The sequence below is a fragment of the Streptomyces sp. NPDC048434 genome (genome assembly GCF_043200375.1).
GTDB lineage: Bacteria > Actinomycetota > Actinomycetes > Streptomycetales > Streptomycetaceae > Streptomyces.
On record NZ_JBICXQ010000022.1, the window covers coordinates 62,114 to 84,976 of the forward strand.

The following is a 22,863-nucleotide window of genomic DNA, read 5'->3' on the forward strand; positions in this document are numbered from 1 at the left end:
TGACCGTCCGCTCGGCCGCGGCCGCTGCGGCGGCCACGGATCCCGCCGGATCCGCCCAACCCGTCATCCGGGTACGCGACTTGAGGATGTCGTACGGCAGCACACCCGTCCTGCACGGCATCGATCTGGACATCCACCGCGGCGAGATCTTCGCGCTGCTCGGCCCCAACGGCGCGGGGAAGACCACCACCGTCGAGATCCTGGAGGGCTTCCGGCGGCGCTCCGCCGGGGAGGCCACCGTCCTGGGGACGGACCCGGCGCGCGGCGACGACGCCTGGCGCGGCCGGATCGGCCTGGTCCTGCAGTCCTGGCGCGACCACCGCCGCTGGCGGGTGGCCGAGCTGCTGAGGCACTTCGCCCTGTACTACCCGGCTCCCCGCGATCCCGCCGGGCTGCTGGCCCTGGTCGGCCTCACCGAGCAGGCCGGCCAGCAGGTCGACCGGCTGTCCGGCGGCCAGCGCCGACGCCTGGACGTGGCACTGGCGATCGCCGGCCGCCCCGAACTCCTCTTCCTGGACGAGCCGACCACGGGCTTCGACCCCGAGGCCCGGCGCGACTTCCACGATCTGGTCGAACGGCTCGCCCGCGACGAGGGCGTCACGATCCTGCTCACCACCCACGATCTGGCGGAGGCCGAGCGGCTGGCCGACCGGATAGCCGTGCTGGTCAACGGCCGGATCCGGGCCGGCGGCACCCCGGCGGAACTGGCCCGGCGGGCCGCCGCACAGGCCGAGGTCCGCTGGACGGCGGCCGACGGCACGGCCCGCCGGGAACGCACCGAGGACCCCTCCCGGCTGGTCTGGGAGCTCCACCGGGAAACCGGGGGACCCATCGCCGACCTGGAGGTCCGCCGCCCCACGCTGGAGGACACCTACCTGCACATGGTGCACCGGGACGACGGGGACGGAGCCGGGGCAGGGACGGGGAGTGCGGGCGAGACCGCGGCCTCGGACGGGGAGAAGCAAGCATGAGCATGAGGGGGAGCGAAGTGACGGCCGTGACAGACACGACAGCGGCGACGGACCGGGCCCCGGCGGCCGACAGGGCGGGGAGGACGGCCACGGGCGGTGCGGCCACGAGCGGTGCGGCCACGAGCGGTGCGACCACGGGCGAGGCCGCCTCGCACCCTCGTCGCCGCTACTGGCGCGCCGGGCTCCTGCGCGGCGGTATCGAACTCCGCCATCTCGTCCGCAACCCCAAGGAGATGAGCGGCCATCTGATCAATGTCGTCGTCGCGCTGCTGCTCGCCGGCTATATCAGCGACAAAGTGCCCGGCACCCATGTCCCGATGGCCCAGCTGACGCTCGCGGGCTTCGCCGCCTATCTGCTGTTCCAGATCGGGCTGGTCAATCTCCCGCAGATCCTGGTGACCGAGCGCGAGGAGGGCGCCCTGCTGCGGCTGCGCGCCACCCCCGGCGGCATACCTGCCTATCTCGTCGCCAAGTCGCTGCTGGTGGTGGCCATGGCGTTCGGGACCCTGGTCGTCCTGCTGGGAGCCGCCGCACTGCTGGTGGACGGGCCGCTGCCGCACGGGCCCGGCGGGTGGCTGACGCTGCTGTGGGTCAGCGCGCTCGGACTGCTCGCCGTCGTACCGCTGGGCGCGGCCATCGGCGCCGTGCTGCCGAACCCCCGGGAGGCGCTTGCGTTGATCATGCTGCCCTCGATGGCGCTGCTGGTCACCTCGGGAGCGATGTTCCCGCTCACCTCGCTGCCCGCGCTCGTCCAGAAGATCGCCTCCGTCTTCCCGCTCAAGTGGATGGCGCAGGGCCTGCGCTCGGCCCTCCTGCCGGACGCCGCGCGCGCCGCGGAACCGGCCGGCTCCTGGGAGCTGCCGACCGTGGCGCTGATACTCACCGCCTGGGCCGTCCTCGGCTTCCTGCTCGCCGTCCCGCTCCTGCGCCGCGCCGCCCGCCGCGAGTCCGGCTCCCGCCTCTCCGAACGCCACCGCAAGGCGGGCTGGGGCGCAGGCCGGACGGCCTGAACGGGGAAACGGGCGCTCGGGCGGTCCGGGCGGGGTGCGGGCGGTCCGGGGCGGACGGCCCGGACGGGGCAGACCCCTGGCGGGCCGGTGTACGGGCTGCCGAGGCGGGCGCGGGCGGCCTGAGCCCAGGGCCGTGGGGCCAGGCCGCGCGCCGGGGTCCGAGACTCACTGGCCGGGGCCTCTGGCCACTGGCCGGGGTCTGGGCCCGATAGCCAGACGTGAGCTCCCGGCCACCCGCGGGGTGGGAGCTCCCAGCCACCCCGGGTGAGAAGGCTCCCGACCCCTGGCGAAGGCTCTCGCCCCCGGCGAAAGCTCTCGGCCGCCCCGGTCCCGGTTGGCGTGTCACCCCCACCCAATGATGGAGTTGACCCATGAACTTCACGGAGCGAGACCGTGCCGTAGAGGCAGCCATCGCGCGGGGGTTGGTGGGCCCCGGCGAGCCCGTCGCCGGGCTGCTCGACATCGCCGGGATCCGCCGGTCGGCGGCCGAACTCCGTGCCGCTTTCGAGGAGTTCACCGCTCCGGGCACCCCGGTCCTGCACGCCTTCGCAGTGAAGGCCGCCTCGCTCGTCCCCGTCTTGCGGCTGCTCGCGCAGGAGGGGCTCGGCTGCGAGGTGGCCAGCCCCGGCGAGCTGGCGCTGGCCCGTGCCGCCGGGGTGCCGGTCGCGCGGACCGTCCTGGACTCGCCCGCCAAGACCCTCGCCGAACTGCGGGAGGCGCTGGCCCTCGGGATCGCCGTGAACGCCGACAACCCCGAGGAACTCGCTCGTATCGACGCGCTGATGGCCTCAGCGCCGAGCAGCGCGCCCATCGGTCTGCGGGTCAACCCCCAGATCGGCGGCGGCAGCATCGGGGCGATGAGCACTGCCACGGACACCTCGAAGTTCGGCGTCGGGCTGCGTGACGAGGGCGCCCGCGAGTGGGTCGTGCAGGCCTTCCTCACCCGCCCGTGGCTGACCCGGCTGCACGCCCATGTCGGCTCCCAGGGCATGCCCCTGGAGCTGATGGCAGCCGGCGTACGGGCCCTGTTCGACCTCGCCGAGGAGATCAACGAGAAGGCCGGCCGGCGCCAGATCGACACCCTCGACATCGGCGGCGGACTGCCGGTCAACTTCTCCTCGGACGCCACCACCCCGACCTACCGCGAGTACGCCGCGCTGCTGCACGCGGCCGTCCCCGGTCTGCTGTCCGGACGCTATGGGATCGTCACCGAGTTCGGCCGCTCGCTGCTGGCCAAGCACGGCACGGTCCTCGCCCGTGTCGAATACGCCAAGTCGGCCGGCGGCCGGCCGATCGCCGTCACCCACGCCGGCGCCCAGGTCGCCACCCGTACGGTCTTCGTTCCCGAGGCCTGGCCGATCCGGGTCGCGGCCTACGACGCCGAGGGTCGCCCCAAAACGGGAGCTCCGGTCGCCCAGGACATCGCGGGACCTTGCTGCTTCGCGGGTGACCTGGTCGCGGAGAACCGTCCGCTCCCTCGCCTGGAGTCCGGCGACCATGCCGCCCTGCTGGACACCGGCGCCTACTACTTCTCCACTCACTTCGCCTACAACTCCCTTCCGCGCCCCGGGATTTACGGCTATGCGGCGGACGCGGACGGCGCCGTCCGCTTCGCGACCGTCCGCACCCCGCAGACCCTGGAGGAACTCACCGCGGAAAGCGGCGGCGCGCACGCGGAGTCGCTGGGCGAGCTCGGGAAGCAGTAGGTGAGAGGCGGCAGTGGACGGCGCGCCTACCGGGCGCCCGCCCGCCACTCTCCGCCGGTCAGGGGCGGAACCACCACTGTGACAGCGGAGCAACCACCGTGACGGCGGAGCCACCACCGTGACGCCCAGTCCGTAACGCCCACGCCGTGACACCCAGACCGAGACACCCACGCCCTGACACCCAGACCGTGACACCCACGCCGTGATGTGCGGCCGCCACCCGGACGGATGACCTCCGGCCCGGCTCGGGTCGGCTCGGCCCGGCCCGGTCGGAACCGTGCGGGCCCGGTCGGGCCCGCTCCCGCCACGCCCCCTACGGGACTCCCCCACCGCAGCCTCGCTCCCCACCCCTGCCGTCCCCTGCCCTGCCCCGCCCTGCCCTGTTCTCACTTCACTCCACGAACAGCCCCCGCGCCGCCGCCCCCGCGTCGAACTCCTCCAGGCGGGCCTGGGCGTCCGGGAGGGCGTCGCACATCGCTTCCAGCAGGACGCGGCCCAGCAGCATGGGGGCACAGGCCGTGTCGAAGGCGAGGCCGGTGCCGACGGGGGCCGGAAGGAGGAGGTCGGTGTGGTGGGCGACGGGGGCGAAGGCGCTGTCGGCGACGGTGACCACGGTCAGGCCGGCCGTGCGGGCGTAGTCCAGGGCGTCGATGACCTCGCGGGGGTGGCGGGGCAGGGCGAAGCAGAGCAGCGCGCTCGCGCCGGCGCGTACGGCGGCGTCGATGCGGTCGGTGAGCATGGTGCCGCCCTCGTCCAGAAGACGGACGTCGGGGTGGACCTTGCGGGCGAAGTAGCTGAAGCCGGCGGCCTGGGCGGTGGCGGCGCGCAGCCCGAGGACGGGGAGCGGCCGGGAGGCGGCGAGGAGGCGGCCGGCCTCGATCAGCGGCGACGGGTCGGCGAAGGCGGCGGCGAGCTGGCGGAGGTTGTCGATCTCCGCCTGGACGGCCTGCTGGTACTCGTTGTAGGAGCCGGTGTCGCCGGGCTTGTCCGTGGGTGCGACCTCGCGCAGATGCCGACGCAGCGCCGGGTAGCCGTCGAAGCCGAGGGCGACGGCGAAGCGGGTGACGGACGGCTGGCTGACGCCGGCCAGTTCGGCGAGTTCGACGCTGGAGAGGAAGGGCGCATCGGCGGCCCGGCGCACCATGCAGTGAGCGATCCGGCGCTGGGTGGGGGTCAGCCGGTGACCCTCGAAGAGCTTCTGGAGACGGGCGGCGGTACCGGTGTCCGCGCCGACGACGGCGTCCGGGCCGGTCTGCGCGCCCCGCGCCCCGTCGCCCCCGGCCTTCGCGGCGCCGCCCTGCACGCCGTCGCCCTGCACGCCCTCGTCGTGAGTGCCCTCATCGTGCGCGCCGCCGATGTCCCTCGCCCCGTCGTCGGCCGGGCCGATGCCGCCGTTGTCCCCGTCCCCGCTCATCGCCTCTTCTTCCCGGCCCGGTCGGGGGCCTTGTCCTGTGTCGACCGACTGTACGGAATTCCTGGCACTCTCCGGTCCGGGATACGCGCCGCGATCCGGCCGAACGGCATCACCCGCCCCGGCCTCACGCGGCCTCCGCCGTAGTGGGCACACGCGGAACCACGCCTCCCGCAGTCTCCGCCGCAGCGGTCACACGCGGAACGCCACACCTCCCACGGCCACACGGAACCGCCACGCCTTCCGGGGCCACGCGGAAACATCACCCCACCCACGACCGCACGGAAACCCCACCCCACCGCGACCGCACGGGCCCGTCACCTCTCCCCCGGCCACACGCCCACACCAAACCCCACCCCTCACCACTCCGCCAGCCCGTCCAGCAGCCCCGACGCCACCGCCACGTCATCGGTCAGCGGTCGGTCCTCCATCCGCGGGTCGAGGGCGTCGGCGGCGCGGGCATAGGCGGAGGCGAGCGGAATGTCCGGGTCGGGTTCCAGGGAGCGCATCCGCAAGGCCCGTACGGCGGCGACCAGTTCGCAGGCGAGGATCTGTCGGTAGTACGTGCAGGCGCGCAGGGTCTGGCGGGCGCCGAGGGAGGCGAAGCTGGCCTGTTCCTCGACGCCGCGGGAGAGCACGGCGTGGCCGAGCGAGGCCGGGTGGGAGACCGCACGCATCTCGCCGAGCGCCGCGCCGGCCGCGTATTCGAGGATCATCACGCCCGAGCTGGCGGGCGCCGGGTCGCCCAGGAACGGCCGCAGCCGGGTGAAGTCGGGCTCGGAGAGCGCGGCGAGCCGGGCGGTGGACAGCCGGGCGGTCTGCAGCACGGCCAGCCGGAAGGCGTCCAGGGCGAGCGCGGCATGTGCGGCGTAGAAGTTGCCGTGGTGGTAGGCGGCTTGGTCCTCGATGCTGATCAGCGGGTTCTCGGCGGCGGCGTTCACCTCGACGGTCAGTACCTCGTCCAGGGTGTCGGCGGCGTCCAGCGCCGGGCCGTGGATCTGCGGGATGCAGCGGAAGCCGTACGGGTCCTGGATACGGCCGAGGGGCGGGGTCGGGCGGGGCGGGACGCCGGAGAGGGTGCGCAGCCGGGCGGCGGCGGCCGCGGAGCCGGGGTGCGGGCGGGCGAGCATGACCGGCTCGGCGAAGGGCTCGTAGGAACCGCCGACCGCGAGCAGGGAGAGCGCGGCGATGGGGAGGGAGGCGGCCAGCAGGCGGCGCAGCTCGTCGAGGGCGAGCGCGGACTGGCCGAGGGTGAGGGCGTTGCTGCTGATCAGGGCGAGGGCGTCGTTGTTGTCGAGGGCGATGGGGGCGGGGGCCCGGCCACCGCGCACGCAGCGCCAGGGGTGTTCGCCGGCCAGCGCGAGGCCGGTCTGGGCGAGCGCGGCCAGGTCGCCGGTGCCGACGGCGCCGTGTTCGTTGACGACGGGGTGTGCGCCGGCGTCCAGGGCGGACAGCAGGGACGTGATGACGGCGGGGTTCAGGCCCGCGCCGCCCGCCAGCAGCTGGTTGGCCCGTACCGCGAGCATGGCACGGACCTCGCGGGCGGGCAGCGGGTCGCCGATCGCGCCTGCGTGGCTGCGCAGCAGCCGCAGTCCGTGGTCGGCGTCCGCGGCCCCGACGTGCTCCGTGCGGTTGGCGCCGACGCCGGTGCTGCGCCCGTAGACCCGGCCGGTGGCGGCGAGGCGGCGCGCGGTCTCCCAGGATTCCTCGGCGCGGGCAAAGGCCTTGGGGTCGGGCGTCGCGGGGTGCGCGGTGCGGTCCGCGAGGGCGGCGATGTCGGCGGTGTGCAGACCGGTGCCGTCGAGTGTGATGCGCCGGCCCGTGCGGGGACGGTTGTCCAGCATGTGAGAAACCAAGGGGCTCAACTCCCTCTTATAACGCGCTTTGTGGACAGAAGTCCGACACCTCGTTCCGTACGGTGAGCCGAAGTAACAGGCGATGTAACAAGCGATTTACTTCTGCCTATTGACTTCTATTCACGCGCCTAAGACTCTGCATGACACTATGCAGGCCGGGCAAGGGGCAGCGGATGATCAAGTTCGACGCAGTCAGCAAGCGATACCCGAATGGCACCACCGCCGTGGACGAACTGTCCCTGGACCTCCCCGAGGGCGGTGTCACCGTCCTCGTCGGCTCGTCGGGTTGCGGCAAGACCACCACCCTGCGGATGGTCAACCGCATGGTCGAACCGACCTCCGGGACGATCAGCGTCGGCGGCCGCAACATTCTGGAGGCGGACGCCGCCGAGCTGCGCCGCGGCATCGGTTATGTGATCCAGCAATCCGGTCTCTTCCCTCACCGTACGATCCTGGACAACATCGCGACGGTTCCCCTGCTGCTGGGCTGGGGCAAGCGCAAGGCCCGCGCCCGCGCCGCCGAGCTGCTGGAGCTGGTCGGCCTGCCCACCGATGCCGGCAAGCGCTATCCGCACCAGCTCTCCGGCGGCCAGCAGCAGCGCGTCGGCGTCGCCCGCGCGCTCGCCGCCGACCCGCCCGTGCTGCTGATGGACGAGCCCTTCGGCGCCGTCGACCCGGTCGTCCGCACCCAGCTGCAGAACGAGCTGCTGCGGCTCCAGGAGGAGCTGCGCAAGACCGTCGTCTTCGTGACCCACGACATCGACGAGGCGGTCCGGCTGGGCGACCGGATCGCGGTCTTCCGTACCGGCGGCCGACTCGTCCAGTGCGCCGAGCCCGCCGAGCTGCTGGCCCGCCCCGCGGATGACTTCGTCGCCGACTTCCTGGGCGCCGAGCGCGGACTGAAGCTGCTCTCGCTCACCACCCTCGCGGATGTTCCGTACGCCCCCGGCCAGGCGATACGCGCGGACGAGCCGGTCGGCGGGATATCCCGCCACGACGGCCGCTGGCGCGTGGTGACCTCGCCGGGCGGGGAACCGCTGGGGTGGCTGGACACCGACGCGCTGCCCGCCGGCGGGACGGCCGGCGAGGCCCCGTTGGAGGCCGTACGGCCGCTGCGCGACACCGATTCGCTCCTCTCTGCGCTCAACGAGGCGGTCTCCTCCCCCGCCGCCGCGGTCGCCCGGGTCACCGAGGACGGGGTGCTGACCGGCCTCACCTCCCGTGACGCCATTCACGACCGGGCGGGCCGCAGCCACGCGGAGGCGGGACGGGCGAAGGCCGCCCCCGCCGACCCCGCGACGCCGGACTCCGAGGACGCCGCGCCCCTCAAGACCGTCTCCGCCACGGAGCGCCCCGCATGACCATCGAGTGGGGCTGGTTCCCCGACCACGCCGACGAGATGGCCCGCCTGACCGCGGACCACCTCGCCACCGCCGTGCCCGCCGTCCTGCTCGGCCTGCTGATCGCGCTGCCGCTGGCGGTCCTGGCGCACCGGGTACGGCCGCTGCGCGGCTTCGTCCTCGGCGCGTCCAACATCCTCTACACGATCCCGTCCCTCGCCTTCTTCGTCCTCCTCCTGCCGGTCACCGGTCTCACCCGCACCACCGCGATCGTCGGTCTGACCGCGTACACCCTGGTGGTGCTGGTACGGAACACCGTCGAGGGCCTGGACGCGGTCCCGGTCAAGGCCCGTGAGGCATCGAAGGCGATGGGGACCACGCCGCTGCGCACCCTGCTCACCGTCGAGCTGCCGCTCGCCCTCCCGGTGATCATGGCGGGCGTACGGGTCGCCACCGTCATGTCCATCTCCCTGGTCAGCGTGGCGAGTTACATCGGATACGGCGGCCTCGGCCAGCTCTTCACCGACGGCTTCCAGCGCAACTACCCCACCCCGGTGATCGCCGGTGTGGCCCTGACCCTGCTGCTCGCCCTGGTCGCCGACGCGCTGCTGGTGACCGTCCAGTGGCTGTGCACCCCCTGGCGGCGCGGCACCCCCCGGCAGCGCACCTTCAAGTGGCGGAAGGCAGCGTGACACGCCGATGCTCGAACTCCTGAAGAACCTCTTCTCCTGGCTGACCAGTCCGGCCCAGTGGGCGGGCCCCGAGGGCATCGCCAGCCGCATCCTGGAGCACCTGGAGTACTCGGTGCTCGCCACCCTCGCCGCGGCCCTGATCGCGCTGCCGGTCGGGCTGCTCATCGGGCACACCGGACGCGGCGCCTTCCTCGCCGTGAACCTCTCCTCCTTCGGCCGGGCGCTGCCCACCGTCGGCCTGGTCACCCTGGTGTTCCTCGCGGGCGGGCTGAGCGTGTGGCCGGTGTATGTGTCGCTGGTCGCGCTCGCCGTGCCCGTGATCATCACCAATACGTACGCGGGGATGGCCGCCGTCGACCCCGAGGTCAAGGACGCCGCCAAGGGCGTGGGGCTGCGCGGCCGCCAGATCCTCTGGCAGGTCGAACTCCCGCTCGCCCTGCCGCTGATCATGACCGGGGTGCGGCTGGCGACCGTGCAGGTCGTCGCCACCGCCACCATCGCCGCCTATGTCAGCTTCGGCGGGCTGGGCCGCTATGTCTTCGACGGGCTGGCGCAGCGCGACCTGGTGCAGGTCCTCGGCGGTGCGGCCCTGGTCGCCGTGCTCGCCGTCGTCGCCGACCTGGCCCTGGGCGGCCTGACGCGGCTGCTGTTCCGCGGCCGCCCGGCCACCGCCCGCTGAGCACCTTGCCGCCCCGCCCGCTACGTACGTCCCGAGGAGCCCTGTCCATGAACCGTCGTACCGTCCTGACCACTCTCCTCGCCGGCGCCTCGGCCCCGTTGCTGGCCTCCTGCTCCTCCGGCATCACCTCCCTCAAGGGGGACGGCGCCGGCGGCGACAGCGGCAGCAGCAGCGGCGGACTGGTCATCGGCACCGCCAACTTCACCGAGAACCAGATCCTCGGCTACCTCTACGCGGGCGTGCTGAACGCCGCCGGGGTCAAGACCACCGTCAAGCCCAACCTCGGCTCCCGCGAGATCGTGGTGCCCGCACTGCGTTCCGGCGATATCGATCTGCTCCCCGAATACCAGGGCAGCCTGCTGCTCTACCTCGACAAGAAGGCCACCGAGACCGAGGCGGGTGCGATGCAGAACGCGCTGGCCACCGTGCTCCCCGACGGCCTCGAAGTCCTCCCGTACGCGGCCGCCGAGGACCGCGACAGCTTCGCCGTGACCCGCGCGACCGCCGACCGCTACGGCCTCAAGACGCTCGCCGATCTGCGCAGGACCAACGGCAAGCTGGTGTTCGGCGCGGCCGCCGAGATGAAGAAGCGGGTCGTCGGGGTCGTCGGCCTCAAGGACCAGTACGGCGTGGAATTCAAGGAGTTCAAGGCGCTGGACTCGTCCGGGCCGCTGGTCAAGGGCGCGCTGAAGAAGGGCGACATCGACATCGCCAATGTGTTCACCACGGATGTCGACACCGCGGAGAACGGCTGGGTGCAGCTCGCAGACCCCAAGCACCTCATCCCCGCCCAGCACATCGTCCCGCTGATCGCCGCCCGCAAGGCCGACTCCAAGGTCCGCAAGGCCCTGGCCCGTCTGGGCAACACCCTCACCACCGCCCACCTCACCGAGCTCAACCGCCTCGTCGACAAGGAGAAGCAGGACCCGGACCGGGTGGCCGAAGCCTGGCTGAAGAAGCACAAGGTCGGCTGACGCGGGGCGGGGCGGGCGGCCGCCGTACCACCGTCGCCCGATGAGTTTCCCCGCCCCGCACGGTCTCTTCTCCTGTGCTGCCCACGCCGCCCCGGGCCGTCGTCTGGCGCCTCGGCCCGTCGATCGCCCGCGCCGAGATCCCCGCGCTGTGCGACCGCCTCCGCCTGCTGCTGTGCGACCGCCCTGGGACGACGCTCCGGTGCGACGTACGGGCCCTCGCCCCAGGCGCCACCGCCGTCGAGGCCCTGCTCCGCCTCCAGCTCACCGCCCGGCGGCAGGGGCACGCCATCCGGCTGTGTCACGTACCGGACGGGCTGAACCGGCTGCTCACGGTGACGGGGCTGACCGAGGTCCTGCCGGCCGACCCTCCATCTGGGACGCCACCGCACCCTCCGTAGCGGGCCCGCCGTAGCGCATCGGCAGTCCGAACAGCGGGAACAGCCGCTCGGTGTCCAGGAAGCACTGCAGCGCGGTGATCCGGCCGTCCGTCGTCTCGATGACCTGGATCGCCCAGGGCTCGCCGTCCGCGCGGTACTGCCCGAACGCCGGCCGGCCGTTCGCCGTGACCGGCACCAGATGCGACCCCTCACAGCCGCAGCCCGGCCCCAGCAGCCACTTCACGATGTCGTCGCGGCCGCGCAGCCACAGCTCGTACGGCGGCATGGACAGCGTGGAGTCCTCGTGCAGCAGGGCGGTGAGCGCGTCCATGTCGAACCGTTCGAAGGCGTCGACATAGCGCTGGAGCAGCGCCTGCTGTGCGTCGTCCAGCTGCTGCGGCGAGGCATCGGCGGCGGTGTCACCGGACGCGGCGAGGGTCGCACGGGCCCGCTGCAGCGCGCTGTTGACCGAGGCGACCGAGCTGCCCAGCAGCTCGGCGACCTCACTCGCCGACCAGCTGAGCACCTCCCGCAGGATCAGCACCGCCCGCTGCCGGGGCGCCAGCCGCTGCAGCGCGGAGATGAACGCGAGCCGGACCGACTCCCGGGCGACGGCGGTCTCCGCCGGGTCCCCCGCGGACGCCAGCACCCGCTGGTCCGGTACGGGCCCGATCCAGGTCGTCTCGGGCAGCCCCGTGCCGACCGGGGTGTCCACGCTCGACGCGGAGGCGAGATCCATCGGCCGGGCCCGGCGCTGACTGCCCTTGAGCAGGTCCAGGCACACATTGGTGGCGATCCGGTACAGCCAGGACCGCAGGGACGCCCGCCCCTCGAACCGGTCGTAGCTGCGCCAGGCCCGCACCATCGTCTCCTGCACGGCGTCCTCGGCCTCGAACGCCGAGCCCAGCATCCGGTAGCAGTAGCCGGTCAGCTCGGTGCGGTGCGCCTCCAGCCGGTCCGCCAACTCCCCCTGGGGCGCACGCGGTCCGCCGCCGTCCGCCGTTGCGCCTCCGGCTGCCGCCGTGGTTTCGCTCGTCGAGGACCGTTTCATCGAGGACACCCGCCCATCCGCCCGTCGGCCGACCACCGGCACGCGCGCCCGACGCTACCGGAGCATCGGGCACCAGTCTGCTCCTCGGCACGGGGCGCCGCAGCCGGAGGCCGGACGCGGGAGAACGGCGGAAGGACGGACCGCGCACCATGGCCCGGCCCGTCCCCGCACCTCAGGTCATCTGCGCGGCTGCACGCCGCGCAGCACCCCTCCGACGACCGCACCGGCCAGCACGCTCAGCAAAAGCCGGGCGGGTTCCGTCAAACCGGAGAACACGGTGTGCGTGAGCGCGAAGACGACCACGACCGCGAGAATTCCGGCGATCAGTGCCTTTCTCATTTCTTGCCCATCATCAGCAATCGGAAAGCGAAAGCACCGCGCCGGAGACCAGGCCCCCGAAAGCCCCCGCCGTGGCGCCCGCGGCACACCCGGTCTCGGCGCCTGCTATGCACCCGCCTATCCCGCCGGACACCACATAGTCCCTGATCTTGTCGTTGGCGCACCGGGAATAGCTCTCGGCCGCCATCCCCCGCGCGGAGAGGCCGAGCTGCCGGAAGCTGCGGGTCGCCCGCACGGTCACCGTGGCACCCTTGGCGCGATACCTGACGTGCGCCGTTTTGCCGTTCTTCAGTTTGATCGCGGTGCCCAGCCGGCCCACCGTACGGTGACCGGGCCCGACCAGCGCCAGCCTCTTGCCGGCGACGGTGAAGTGGTAGCCGGCAGGCATGGAAAGGGTGGCCGTCAGTGTTTTGCCGTCCGGCGACCTGAGCGACTTCAGCTTGAATCCTTTGGCAGCACTCACCGGTTTCGCGGAATGCAGTGCACTCTCCGCCGAGGCGGGACCGGCCACTCCCGCAAGAGCAAGGGCGGTGAGCGCGGTCGCAGCGGTCTTCCGGAACCTCATACATATCCCCGTTCCCCGTGTGGATCGATTCCGCGATCAGCCTATGAGCGAGGCCGCAAATGCAAGATCCATGGCGGGCAATTTCCGGGCAAACGCGGCCGGTTACGGGGCAGTTCGGCAGCCGGGCGGGCTGACGGGGCGCCACCGGCCTTGCACGGGACGCCCCTTCGGGCGTTGGGCCTAACTCCGCGGCGGCGCCGCCGACCCCCGCTCCGAGAGGCGCGGGGCGCACAGGATGCGCTTGCGGCGGACCCGGCGGCCCTCGATGGCGGCGACCGCGAGCCGGGCGGCTTCCTTGGCGATGTCGGTCAGGCCCCAGTCGACGGTGGTCAGGGGCGGTGTGAGGACCCGGGAGACGGGGTGGTCGTCGAAGCCGACGACGGAGAGGTCACGGCCGACGGTGAGAGAGGCCTCGGCGGCGGCCGCGTAGACGCCGTAGGCGATCGAGTCGGAGAAGCAGAAGACGGCGGTGGCCGGGGCGGGACCGGCCGGCCGGCGGCCGTCCGGGCCATGGGTCAGCACACGGCGGGCCATCGCGGTCGCCTCGCCCAACTCCTGCGGACAGGGCAGGACTTCGGCCTCGATGCCGAGCCGGTCGGCGGCCTCGCGCACATAGACGTCGGCGGGACGGTCGGGGGTGGAGGGGCCGGTGGGGGTCAGCACGGTGACCCGGCGGTGACCCAGGCCCCGGAGGTAGTCCAGAACGGCGTCGATGCCGGCCCGGTTGTCGAAGAGCACCTCGCCCGCCGTACGGGCCCGGCTCAGGGCGTCACCGATGGAGACCACCGGCACGGCGTCGGCGATCTTCGACCAGCCCTCGGCGGACGGATCGACGGGGGAGACCAGCAGGCCGTCCACCCGCTGGTCGCGCAGCTGCTTGGCGAGGGCCAGCTCCCGTTCGGGGTCGCCGCCCGCGTCCAGGATCAGCGCATAGCGGTCGCCGGCCAGCAGCTCACGCCCTATCGCCGCCATCAGCTGCTGCTGCCACAGGTCCTGCAGATCACCGGCGAGCACACCGACCGTGCTCGTACGGCCGCTGGCGAGGGCGCGGGCGATCGGGTCGGCCTCGTAGCCGAGCTCGGCGGCGGCCTTGCGCACCCGCTCCTCGGTTTCCTTGGAGACATGCTTGCCGCGCAACGCGTAGGAGACGGCCGCGGTGGAGAGGCCGGTGGCCTCGGCCACCTCGCGGAGGGTGGTGCGCTTATTGGGCCTGGCCATGTCCGGAAGCCTACCCAAGGAGGGCGCGGCACCCGGCCACGATGCGGCGTTCGCCGGGCGGCGTTCCCGAGGGGACAACGGCCCGGCGGATCCGGCACGGCCTTGACAGCACCGGTTGTTAACCGCTTCACTTAAACGTATCAGTTAAGCGATTAAGTGAAGCGGTTCAAGGGCGGCGGGCCACGGCTCGCCCGCGGCCCGCACAACCGCCCCGCACCCCGAGGGAGGCCCGTGCCCACCGACGTCCACCAGCACATCTGGCCGCCCGAGTTCCTCGCGCTGCTGCGGTCCCGCAGCGCGCCGCCGCGGCTGGAGGGCTGGACGCTGCACCTGCCGGGCGAGCCCCCGTACGCCGTCGACCCCGCCGACCACGACATCGCGGCCCGCGCCCGGCTCGCCCGCGCCGACGGCCTCGACCTGGCCCTGGTGTCGCTCTCCAGCCCGCTCGGCATCGAAGATCTGCCGCCCGCGGAGGCCGCGCCGCTGCTCGCCGCGTTCCACGACGGCGCACTGGACCTGCCCGCCCCCTTCGGCGTCTGGGCCTCGGCCTGTCTGTCCGCGCCCGAGCCGGACGCCGACGCGCTGCGGCGCGAGCTGGCCCGCGGCTGCGTGGGGCTGCAACTGCCCGCCACCGCACTGCTCGACGCCGCCGGGTGGGCCCGCTGCGCACCGCTGCTGGACGCCGCCGCCGAGCAGGACGCCCCGCTGTTCATCCACCCCGGCCCGGCCCCGTCCGCCGGCCAGGACACGCCCGCCTGGTGGCCCGCCCTGGTCCCGTACCTCCAGCAGCTGCACGCCTCCTGGTTCGCCTTCCGCGCCTTCGGCCGGCCGCGCCACCCGGATCTGCGGGTCTGCTTCGCGGCCCTGGCAGGCCTGGCACCGCTGCACGGCGAGCGGCTGGTCGCCCGCGGCGGCGGCCGGGACCGCGGCCGGGTGGACTGCAAGGCGTTCTACGAGACGTCCTCGTACGGGACCCGGGCGGTCGATGCACTCGTCCGGGCCGCCGGTATCGACGTCGTCGTCAGCGGCAGCGACCGCCCCTATGCCGACCCCGTCCTCCCCGACCTCGGCGCGGATGCCGCCGTCCACGCCCTGCGTACCGCCAACCCGGCCCGCCTGCTGGGCCCGACGAAAGGAGCCCGCCCATGACGTACCGCACCTCCCTGGCCGACACCGCCCGCGAGGTCCCCGACGGCGAGGAGCCGTTCACCGCACTGCCCGAGCGCAACCTCGACAAGCGTGAGCTGCAGAACCTGGTCGGCGCGCTCGCCACCCGCCCGGACCTGTGGCACGAGCAGGTCGCGTTCTCGGACACCGAGCGCCACTACGCCTCCCTGTACCGCGATGAGTTCGTCGATGTCTGGCTGCTGTGCTGGACCCGGCAGAACGACACCGGCTGGCACGACCACGACCTCTCCTCCGGGGCGGTCCATGTCGTCCAGGGCGTACTGACCGAGTCCAACCCCCGGATCGGCGGCGAGCATCTGGCCACCGCGGTCGGCAGGGGCTCCTCCTTCTGCTTCGGCCCGGATCACATCCACCGGCTCACCGGCGCGACCGACGATGCGGTGTCGGTGCACGCCTACTCGCCGCCGCTGTGGCGGCTGGGCCAGTACGACATCACCGACGACGGGCTGATGCGACGGGTCTCGGTCTCGTACGCCGACGAGCTGCGGCCGACGGACGGGACGACCGCGGCCTGAACGGCCGGGCGGCCCGCAGGCTCGGCCCGGATCCTCGGCGGCCGGCCTGCGCCGGCCCCGGCCGGGTCACGCCCGTTACCACGAATTAACCCCTGCCTATTGACCTTCCATTCATCGCCATCGATCCTGCATGAATCCATACAGGCGGCGACGCAAGGCGGACTCATGGCAGGTGTGGTCGAACAGCGCTCCATCGACGTCGTCCCCGACGACGAACGGCACGGCAGCGCGGTCAGCCAGTTCACGCTCTGGCTGAGCGCCAACCTCCAGATCACCGCCGTCATCACCGGCGCACTGGCCGTCGTCTTCGGGGCGAACGCCTTCTGGTCGCTGATCGGGCTGCTGCTCGGCAACCTCCTGGGCGGTGCGGTGATGGCGCTGCACTCCGCCCAGGGGCCGCGGCTCGGGCTGCCCCAGATGATCACCTCGCGGGCCCAGTTCGGGGTGCGGGGCGCGGTGGTCCCGCTGGCGCTGGTCATCGTGATGTACATCGGGTTCTTCGCCAGCGGCAGCGTGCTGGCCGGGCAGGCGGTCGGCGAGCTGACCCATCTCGGCGAGACACCCGGGATCGTCCTCTTCGCCGCGGTCACCGCCGTCGCCGCGGCCGTCGGCTACCGCCTGATCCACACCCTCGGCAAGATCGCCGGACTGGTCTGCGCGCTGACCTTCGTCTACCTCGGCATCCGGCTGCTGCAGCGCACCGACCTCGGCACCCTTCTCGCCGACCACCGCTTCGCGCTGCCGGTCTTCCTGCTCGCCGTCTCGCTCTCGGCCTCCTGGCAGCTGGCGTTCGGCCCGTACGTCGCCGACTACTCGCGCTATCTGCCGCGGCACACCTCGGCACGGGCCACGTTCTGGTGGACGCTGTCCGGCTCGGTGCTCGGATCGCAGTGGTCGATGACGTTCGGCGCGCTGGCGGCCGCCGCGGCGCCCGCGGCGTTCGTGGGGCACGAGGTCAGCTATGTCGTGGGCCTGGGCGGCGCCGGACTGATCGCCTCGTTCCTCTACTTCGTCATCGCCCTCGGCAAACTCACCATCAACATCCTCAATACCTACGGCGGGTTCATGTCGCTGGTCACCAGCGTCAGCGGCTTCCGGGGGCAGCGCACCCTCACCCCGCGGGGCCGCTCCGCCTACATCGCCGGGATCATGGTGGCCGGCACCGCCGTCGCCCTCCTGGGCAAGGACTCCTTCCTGACGTCCTTCAAGGACTTCCTGCTCTTCCTGCTGACCTTCTTCACGCCCTGGTCGGCGATCAACCTCGTCGACTACTACCTGATCTCCAAGGAGCGCTACGACATCCCGGCGCTCAGCGACCCGGCCGGCCGCTACGGCGCCTGGAACGTGCGGGCGCTGACGGTCTACGTCCTCGGGGTGGTCGCCCAGCTCCCGTTCCTGGCCACGCACTTCTACACCGGCCCGCTGGTGGAACCGCTCGGCGGCGCCGACATCTCCTGGCTCGTCGGGCTCGCCGTGCCGGCCGTCCTGTACTGGCTCACCGCCCGCCACGACACCGCGCGCACGGTGGAACCGGCCGCGCGCCAGGGAGACCAGGCCCCCGCCGAATTGGGGGGCTAGCCCTACCGCGCCGCCCGCCCGGCGCCCGTAGTCTCGGCGTCATGGCGACACACGACCCCGACCTGCGCAAGGAACTCGACGCGACCCTCCAGACGCGCAAAGAGCTGGGGCCGGAGTACGAGTCGGAGCTGCTGGAGTCCTTCCTGGAGAAGCTGGACCGCAGCGTCGACCAGCGGGTGCGGCGGCAACTTGCCGAGCAGCAGGTCCAGGTGGCGCGCGGTGCCCGGCCGGCGCGCCCCGGGGGCGGCGGCAAGGACTTCTGGGAACGGTTCGGGCTCGCCGCGCTCTCGCTGGTGCTGGCCGTGCCGCTGTCCGCGATCGCCGCGACCCAGGCCGGGCAACCGGGACTGCTGATGTGCTGGGCCGGGATCGTCGGCGTCAACGCCGTCTACCACAGGGGTCCGCAGAAGCTGCTGCGCTCGCGTACGGACCGCCGCGACGGCGCCGGGGACTGAGGCCCTCGGACAGGCCCCGGGCGGAAGCCGGATGTTGCGGGGACCGCCACACCCCGGCGAGCCGGGGGCGGGACGACGGCGGTCCCCGCAAGGGACGCGTACCGGGTCAGAGCCGGGTGTCGCATCCGGTGGCGATGGTGGAGGTCCGGGAGCCGCTCCGGAGTTCCTTATCGCCGTGACATCAATGTGCCCGACGAGTGTTAAGCCCGTGCTGCGAGCACATGACGCATACGTACACCTTGCGCCGACGGCCCGTTTCCTGACGGCCACTTGACGCCGTGACGGGTGCGGGAAGAGGCGGCGGCCGAGGCGCGGGGCGAGGGCCCTGCGCGACGGCCGCCGGGCCTCACCCCTACTTGCCGGCCTCGCGCGCCAGATAGGCCAGCAGGTCCTGCCGGCTCACCACGCCCTTCGGCTTGCCCTCGACGAGGACGATCGCCGCGTCCGCGTTCTCCAGGACCGCCATCAGATCGGCGACCGGCTCGCCCGAGCCGACCTGCGGCAGCGGCGGACACATGTGCTTCTCCAGCGGGTCGGTGAGCGAGGCGCGCTGGGTGAACAGCGCATCGAGCAGCTCGCGCTCGACGACCGAGCCGACGACCTCGGCGGCCATCACATCCGGGTGCCCGGCGCCCGGCTTGACGATCGGCATCTGCGAGACGCCGTACTCGCGCAGGACGTCGATCGCCTCTCCGACGGTCTCCTCCGGGTGCATGTGCACCAGCGAGGGCAGCGCGCCCTCCTTGTGCTGCAGCACCTCGCCGACCCGGGCCGCGGGGCCGCCCTCCTCCAGGAAGCCGTAGTCGGCCATCCACTCATCGTTGAAGATCTTGGAGAGATAGCCACGGCCGCTGTCCGGCAGCAGCACGACGACCACGTCGTCCGGGCCGAGCTTCGAGGCCACCTCCAGCGCACCCACCACGGCCATCCCGCAGGAGCCGCCGACCAGCAGACCCTCCTCCTTGGCGAGCCGCCGGGTCATCTGGAAGGCGTCCTTGTCCGAGACCGCCACGATCTCGTCCGCGACGGTGCGGTCGTAGGCCGTCGGCCAGAAGTCCTCGCCGACGCCCTCGATCAGATACGGGCGCCCGGAGCCGCCGCTGTAGACCGAGCCCTCCGGGTCGGCGCCGATCACCTTGACCCGGCCGTCACTGGCGTCCTTCAGATAGCGGCCGGTGCCGCTGATCGTGCCGCCGGTGCCGACACCCGTCACGAAGTGGGTGATCCGCCCCTCGGTCTGCGCCCACAGCTCGGGACCGGTGGTCTCGTAGTGGGAGCGCGGATTGTTCGGGTTGCTGTACTGGTCCGGCTTCCAGGCGCCGGGCGTCTCGCGCACCAGCCGGTCCGAGACGTTGTAGTACGAGTCCGGGTGCTCGGGGTCCACGGCGGTCGGGCAGACCACCACCTCCGCACCGTAGGCCCGCAACACATTGATCTTGTCCGTGGACACCTTGTCCGGGCAGACGAAGATGCACTTGTATCCCTTTTGCTGGGCGACGATCGCCAGGCCCACACCGGTGTTGCCGGATGTCGGCTCGACGATGGTCCCGCCCGGCTGCAGCTCACCCGACTGCTCGGCGGCCTCAATCATCCGCACGGCGATCCGGTCCTTGACCGATCCGCCGGGGTTGAAGTACTCGACCTTCGCCAGGACGGTGGCCTGGATCCCTCGAGTGACGTTGTTGAGCCGCACGAGCGGGGTGTTGCCGACTAGCTCAATCATCGAATCGTAAAACTGCACGGTGGTCTCCGCGGTCGGGGGCACGCTCTCCTGCGCCCGTGCGGCCAGCCTATTGCCCGGGTCCGTTAGAGGACGGATGCGTTGCGTTCCGTGCAGGAACGGGCAACACCCTGTTGTAGGAGTTCTTGCCGATTCATGAGCGCGTCCGGCCCCACGGGCCAGGGCGCGCCCGCACTGCGCGGGGAGGTGCCCGGCCCATGCCGATGACGATGTCCAGGGCCAGAGTGGCGCGGCGGATCGCGACTGCCGCCGCTTTCGGCGGCGGCGGGATCGGGCTGCTCGGCGTGGCCACCGTCGGCGTGCTGCTGACCGAGGTCCGGCTGGCGCGCCGTACGGTCGGCGGCTCCAGCGACATTCCGCCGTGCGCCGACGGCCGCTACGGCGCCGCCTTCGACCACCGCACCGACCGTCCGCCCCTGCGACTCGGCTTTCTCGGCGACTCCACCGCCGCCGGCCAGGGCGTCCACCGCGCCCGCCAGACTCCCGGCGCCCTGCTCGCCTCCGGCCTGGCCGCGCTCTCCGAGTTGCCCGTCGACTTCCGCAATGTGTCGCTGCCCGGCGCACAGTCGGACGACCTGGAGCGCCAGGTGGAGCTGCTGCTGGCGGACGGCACCGAGATCCCGGACGTCTGCGTCATCATGATCGGCGCGAACGACGTCACCCACCGGATGCCGCTCGCCCAGTCCGTACGTCACCTCTCCGAGGCGGTGCGCGCACTGAGCGCGGCAGGCTGCAAGGTGGTCGTCGGCACCTGCCCCGACCTGGGCACCATCGAGCCGGTCTACCAGCCGCTGCGCTGGGTGGCCCGGCGGCTCTCCCGGCAGCTCGCCGCCGCCCAGACCATCGGGGTGGTCGAGAGCGGCGGCCGTACGGTCTCGCTCGGCGATCTGCTCGGCCCCGAATTCGAGGCGCATCCACGGGAGCTGTTCGGGCCGGACAACTACCACCCGTCGGCCGAGGGCTATGCCACCGCCGCGATGGCCATCCTGCCGACGCTGTGCGCCTCGCTCGGCCTGTGGCCGGAGAAGGAGCAGCCGGAGCCCTCGCGCGGCGAGGGTCTGCTGCCGGTCGAGCAGGCGGCCGCCGAGGCAGCCGCCGAGAGCGGCACGGAGGTCACCGCCTCCCGCGCGCCCTGGGCGCTGCTCAAGCACCGCAGGCGCCGCCAGCTGCCGACGCCGGAGCCGACGGACCCGTCCTCGGTCACACCGTGACGGGGCGGCCGCCCGGCATGCCCCGGGCGGCGCGCAGCGGCCGGGGAGAGGCCGTGGGGGAATACCCTGCGGCCTCTTTCCGTTCCTATAAGCGCCCGCTTAGAAAAGAGGCCCGCATCACAGCGCGGACCCCGTGACCTCAGCACTACGTGCAGGTAACTTCCCTCACAGTCCGCCCTTTTCCCGCGCACTTGGAGCCGTGTGATGCCCGAAGCCGTGATCGTCTCAGCCGCCCGCTCCCCCATCGGCCGCGCCTTCAAGGGCTCGCTCAAGGATCTGCGGCCGGACGACCTGACCGCGAAGATCATCGAGACCGCGCTCGCCAAGGTCCCCGAGCTGGACCCCAAGGACATCGACGACCTGATGCTCGGCTGCGGTCTCCCCGGTGGCGAGCAGGGCCACAACCTCGGCCGCATCGTGGCCGTCCAGATGGGGATGGACCACCTCCCGGGCTGCACCGTCACCCGTTACTGTTCCTCCTCGCTCCAGACGACCCGCATGGCGCTGCACGCCATCAAGGCCGGCGAGGGCGATGTCTTCATCTCGGCCGGCGTCGAAACCGTCTCGCGCAGCATCAAGGGCAGCTCCGACGGCCTGCCGGACACCCACAACCCGCTCTTCGCCGACGCCGAGGCCCGCACCGTGGCGCGCGCCGAGCAGGAGGGCGCCGACTGGCACGACCCGCGCGAGGACGGTCTGATCCCGGACGCGTACATCTCCATGGGCCAGACCGCGGAGAACCTCGCCCGCCTCAAGGGCGTCACCCGCCAGGACATGGACGAGTTCGGCGTCCGGTCCCAGAACCTCGCCGAGAAGGCGATCAACGACGGTTTCTGGGAGCGGGAGATCACCCCGGTCACGCTGCCCGACGGCACGGTCGTCTCCAAGGACGACGGCCCGCGCGCCGGCGTCACCGTCGAGGGCGTCTCCGGACTCAAGCCGGTCTTCCGCCCCGACGGCCTGGTGACCGCCGGCAACTGCTGTCCGCTGAACGACGGCGCCGCGGCGCTGGTCATCATGTCCGACACCAAGGCGCGCGAGCTGGGCCTGACGCCGCTGGCCCGGATCGTCTCCACCGGCGTCTCCGGCCTGTCCCCCGAGATCATGGGCTACGGCCCGGTCGAGGCCAGCAAGCAGGCCCTGCAGCGGGCCGGCCTCTCGGTCTCCGACATCGACCTGGTCGAGATCAACGAGGCGTTCGCCGCCCAGGTGATCCCGTCCTACCGCGACTTGGGCATCGACCTGGACCGCCTGAACGTCAACGGCGGCGCGATCGCCGTCGGCCACCCCTTCGGCATGACCGGCGCCCGGATCACCACCACCCTCATCAACTCCCTCCAGTGGCACGACAAGCAGTTCGGCCTGGAGACGATGTGCGTGGGCGGCGGCCAGGGCATGGCAATGGTCATCGAGCGGCTGAGCTGAGCCGTAGCGGAGGGTAGGGGTCGGGTGCGAGGAACGAGTGCCCGGCACCTGCCCGCAGCGGAGGCGAAGCTCAGCGCGACCACAAGCACGCGCGGCTGAGCTGAGCTGCAGCGGAGGGTAGGGGTCGGGCGCGAGGAACGAGTGCCCGGCACCTGCCCGCAGCGGAGGCGAAGCTCAGCGCGACCACAAGCACGCGCGGCTGAGCTGAGCTGCAGCGAAGAGGAGAGGCCGGGGCGCGGGAACGAGCGCCCCGGCCTCTCGCCGCAGCGGAGGCACGTTCAGCGCGAGCACCCCCCGGCCCGGCGCGACCACGGACACGGACGCCCGGCTCGCGCCGCTCGAAGGGGAGCGCGACAAAACGGACCAACTCCCGCCCGGCGCACACCCTTCGCCATCGTTCGGATACGGGCGGCGACACGGCGTGACCTGTGCCACTCGTTAACGAGATCGCGACCCAATCTCCCCCAGGATTGTGACCAACGCCCTGGGGGAGAGGCGTTCTTGCAGGTCAGCGCGGGGTCACCCGGACGTACGGAGGCCTGAGCCCCCTCCTTTCCGGGA

Annotated in this window: 21 protein-coding genes; 14 read left to right on the plus strand and 7 right to left on the minus strand. The window is 72.4% G+C overall.

What is annotated here, in order from left to right:
- The first annotated feature begins 86 nt into the window (after positions 1-86).
- From ACGFWI_RS25010 to ACGFWI_RS25020, 3 genes are all read left to right on the plus strand, one after another.
- A complete protein-coding gene (locus tag ACGFWI_RS25010) occupies positions 87-971 on the plus strand; it encodes an ABC transporter ATP-binding protein (protein ID WP_393908336.1) in 885 nt (294 codons plus the stop codon).
- A gap of 17 nt (positions 972-988) precedes the next feature.
- Positions 989-1,981: an ABC transporter permease gene (locus tag ACGFWI_RS25015; protein ID WP_393908246.1), complete on the plus strand. Its 993-nt coding sequence runs from the start codon at positions 989-991 to the stop codon at positions 1,979-1,981.
- A gap of 371 nt (positions 1,982-2,352) precedes the next feature.
- Positions 2,353-3,687 (plus strand): diaminopimelate decarboxylase, encoded by a 1,335-nt coding sequence (locus tag ACGFWI_RS25020; protein WP_393908247.1) that lies wholly within the window; start codon positions 2,353-2,355, stop codon positions 3,685-3,687.
- 391 nt (positions 3,688-4,078) lie between these two features.
- On the opposite strand, the gene ACGFWI_RS25025 is transcribed toward ACGFWI_RS25020, so the two are convergent.
- Entirely contained in the window at positions 4,079-5,101 is a 1,023-nt protein-coding gene (locus tag ACGFWI_RS25025) for a MurR/RpiR family transcriptional regulator (RefSeq protein WP_393908248.1), read from the minus strand.
- 356 nt (positions 5,102-5,457) lie between these two features.
- Entirely contained in the window at positions 5,458-6,942 is a 1,485-nt protein-coding gene (locus tag ACGFWI_RS25030; protein WP_393908249.1) for an aromatic amino acid ammonia-lyase, read from the minus strand.
- A 185-nt stretch (positions 6,943-7,127) separates the two neighbouring features.
- Between ACGFWI_RS25030 and ACGFWI_RS25035 the strand changes: the two genes are divergently transcribed.
- The 5 genes from ACGFWI_RS25035 (at position 7,128) to ACGFWI_RS25055 (ending at position 11,037) form a co-directional block, all read left to right on the plus strand.
- Positions 7,128-8,315 carry an ABC transporter ATP-binding protein gene (locus ACGFWI_RS25035; protein WP_393908250.1) on the plus strand — a complete coding sequence of 396 codons (1,188 nt, stop codon included), beginning with the start codon at positions 7,128-7,130 and terminating at the stop codon, positions 8,313-8,315.
- Positions 8,312-8,986: an ABC transporter permease gene (locus ACGFWI_RS25040; protein ID WP_393908251.1), complete on the plus strand. Its 675-nt coding sequence runs from the start codon at positions 8,312-8,314 to the stop codon at positions 8,984-8,986. Before ACGFWI_RS25035 ends, ACGFWI_RS25040 begins: the two co-directional genes overlap by 4 nt.
- Before the next feature lie 7 nt (positions 8,987-8,993).
- Positions 8,994-9,665 (plus strand): ABC transporter permease, encoded by a 672-nt coding sequence (locus ACGFWI_RS25045; RefSeq protein ID WP_393908252.1) that lies wholly within the window; start codon positions 8,994-8,996, stop codon positions 9,663-9,665.
- Between the two features lie 47 nt (positions 9,666-9,712).
- Positions 9,713-10,639 (plus strand): ABC transporter substrate-binding protein, encoded by a 927-nt coding sequence (locus ACGFWI_RS25050; protein ID WP_393908253.1) that lies wholly within the window; start codon positions 9,713-9,715, stop codon positions 10,637-10,639.
- A 74-nt stretch (positions 10,640-10,713) separates the two neighbouring features.
- On the plus strand, positions 10,714-11,037 hold the full coding sequence (locus tag ACGFWI_RS25055) for an STAS domain-containing protein (RefSeq protein ID WP_393908254.1): 324 nt from the start codon (positions 10,714-10,716) through the stop codon (positions 11,035-11,037).
- On the opposite strand, the gene ACGFWI_RS25060 is transcribed toward ACGFWI_RS25055, so the two are convergent.
- From ACGFWI_RS25060 to ACGFWI_RS25075, 4 genes are all read right to left on the minus strand, one after another.
- Entirely contained in the window at positions 10,967-12,067 is a 1,101-nt protein-coding gene (locus ACGFWI_RS25060; RefSeq protein WP_393908255.1) for a sigma-70 family RNA polymerase sigma factor, read from the minus strand. The two genes, ACGFWI_RS25055 and ACGFWI_RS25060, sit on opposite strands and share 71 nt — an antisense overlap.
- A gap of 177 nt (positions 12,068-12,244) precedes the next feature.
- Complete coding sequence (locus tag ACGFWI_RS25065; protein ID WP_393908256.1) at positions 12,245-12,406, minus strand: hypothetical protein; 162 nt, start codon at positions 12,404-12,406, stop codon at positions 12,245-12,247.
- A 13-nt stretch (positions 12,407-12,419) separates the two neighbouring features.
- The gene (locus ACGFWI_RS25070; RefSeq protein ID WP_393908257.1) at positions 12,420-12,917 is read right to left on the minus strand and encodes a hypothetical protein; all 498 of its coding nucleotides are present in this window, start codon (positions 12,915-12,917) and stop codon (positions 12,420-12,422) included.
- A gap of 234 nt (positions 12,918-13,151) precedes the next feature.
- Positions 13,152-14,189 carry a LacI family DNA-binding transcriptional regulator gene (locus ACGFWI_RS25075; RefSeq protein ID WP_393908258.1) on the minus strand — a complete coding sequence of 346 codons (1,038 nt, stop codon included), beginning with the start codon at positions 14,187-14,189 and terminating at the stop codon, positions 13,152-13,154.
- Between the two features lie 231 nt (positions 14,190-14,420).
- Here ACGFWI_RS25075 and ACGFWI_RS25080 point away from each other — a divergent pair, with 231 nt between their 5' ends.
- From ACGFWI_RS25080 to ACGFWI_RS25095, 4 genes are all read left to right on the plus strand, one after another.
- Entirely contained in the window at positions 14,421-15,338 is a 918-nt protein-coding gene (locus ACGFWI_RS25080) for an amidohydrolase (protein ID WP_393908259.1), read from the plus strand.
- Entirely contained in the window at positions 15,335-15,892 is a 558-nt protein-coding gene (locus ACGFWI_RS25085) for a cysteine dioxygenase (protein WP_393908260.1), read from the plus strand. The genes ACGFWI_RS25080 and ACGFWI_RS25085 overlap by 4 nt, the downstream gene beginning before the upstream one ends.
- A 165-nt stretch (positions 15,893-16,057) precedes the next feature.
- Positions 16,058-17,470 (plus strand): purine-cytosine permease family protein, encoded by a 1,413-nt coding sequence (locus ACGFWI_RS25090; protein WP_393908261.1) that lies wholly within the window; start codon positions 16,058-16,060, stop codon positions 17,468-17,470.
- 41 nt (positions 17,471-17,511) lie between these two features.
- Positions 17,512-17,925, plus strand: a complete 414-nt coding sequence (locus ACGFWI_RS25095) for a hypothetical protein (RefSeq protein WP_393908262.1) — start codon at positions 17,512-17,514, stop codon at positions 17,923-17,925.
- Positions 17,926-18,277: 352 nt separating this feature from the next.
- Here the strand turns inward: ACGFWI_RS25095 and ACGFWI_RS25100 are convergent, their stop codons facing one another.
- A complete protein-coding gene (locus ACGFWI_RS25100; RefSeq protein ID WP_393908263.1) occupies positions 18,278-19,666 on the minus strand; it encodes a cystathionine beta-synthase in 1,389 nt (462 codons plus the stop codon).
- Between the two features lie 197 nt (positions 19,667-19,863).
- Between ACGFWI_RS25100 and ACGFWI_RS25105 the strand changes: the two genes are divergently transcribed.
- Together ACGFWI_RS25105 and ACGFWI_RS25110 are read left to right on the plus strand one after the other, a co-directional pair.
- Positions 19,864-20,877, plus strand: coding sequence for an SGNH/GDSL hydrolase family protein (locus tag ACGFWI_RS25105; RefSeq protein ID WP_393908264.1), 1,014 nt, complete (start codon positions 19,864-19,866; stop codon positions 20,875-20,877).
- A gap of 204 nt (positions 20,878-21,081) precedes the next feature.
- The gene (locus tag ACGFWI_RS25110; protein ID WP_393908265.1) at positions 21,082-22,302 is read left to right on the plus strand and encodes an acetyl-CoA C-acetyltransferase; all 1,221 of its coding nucleotides are present in this window, start codon (positions 21,082-21,084) and stop codon (positions 22,300-22,302) included.
- Positions 22,303-22,863 lie beyond the last annotated feature (561 nt).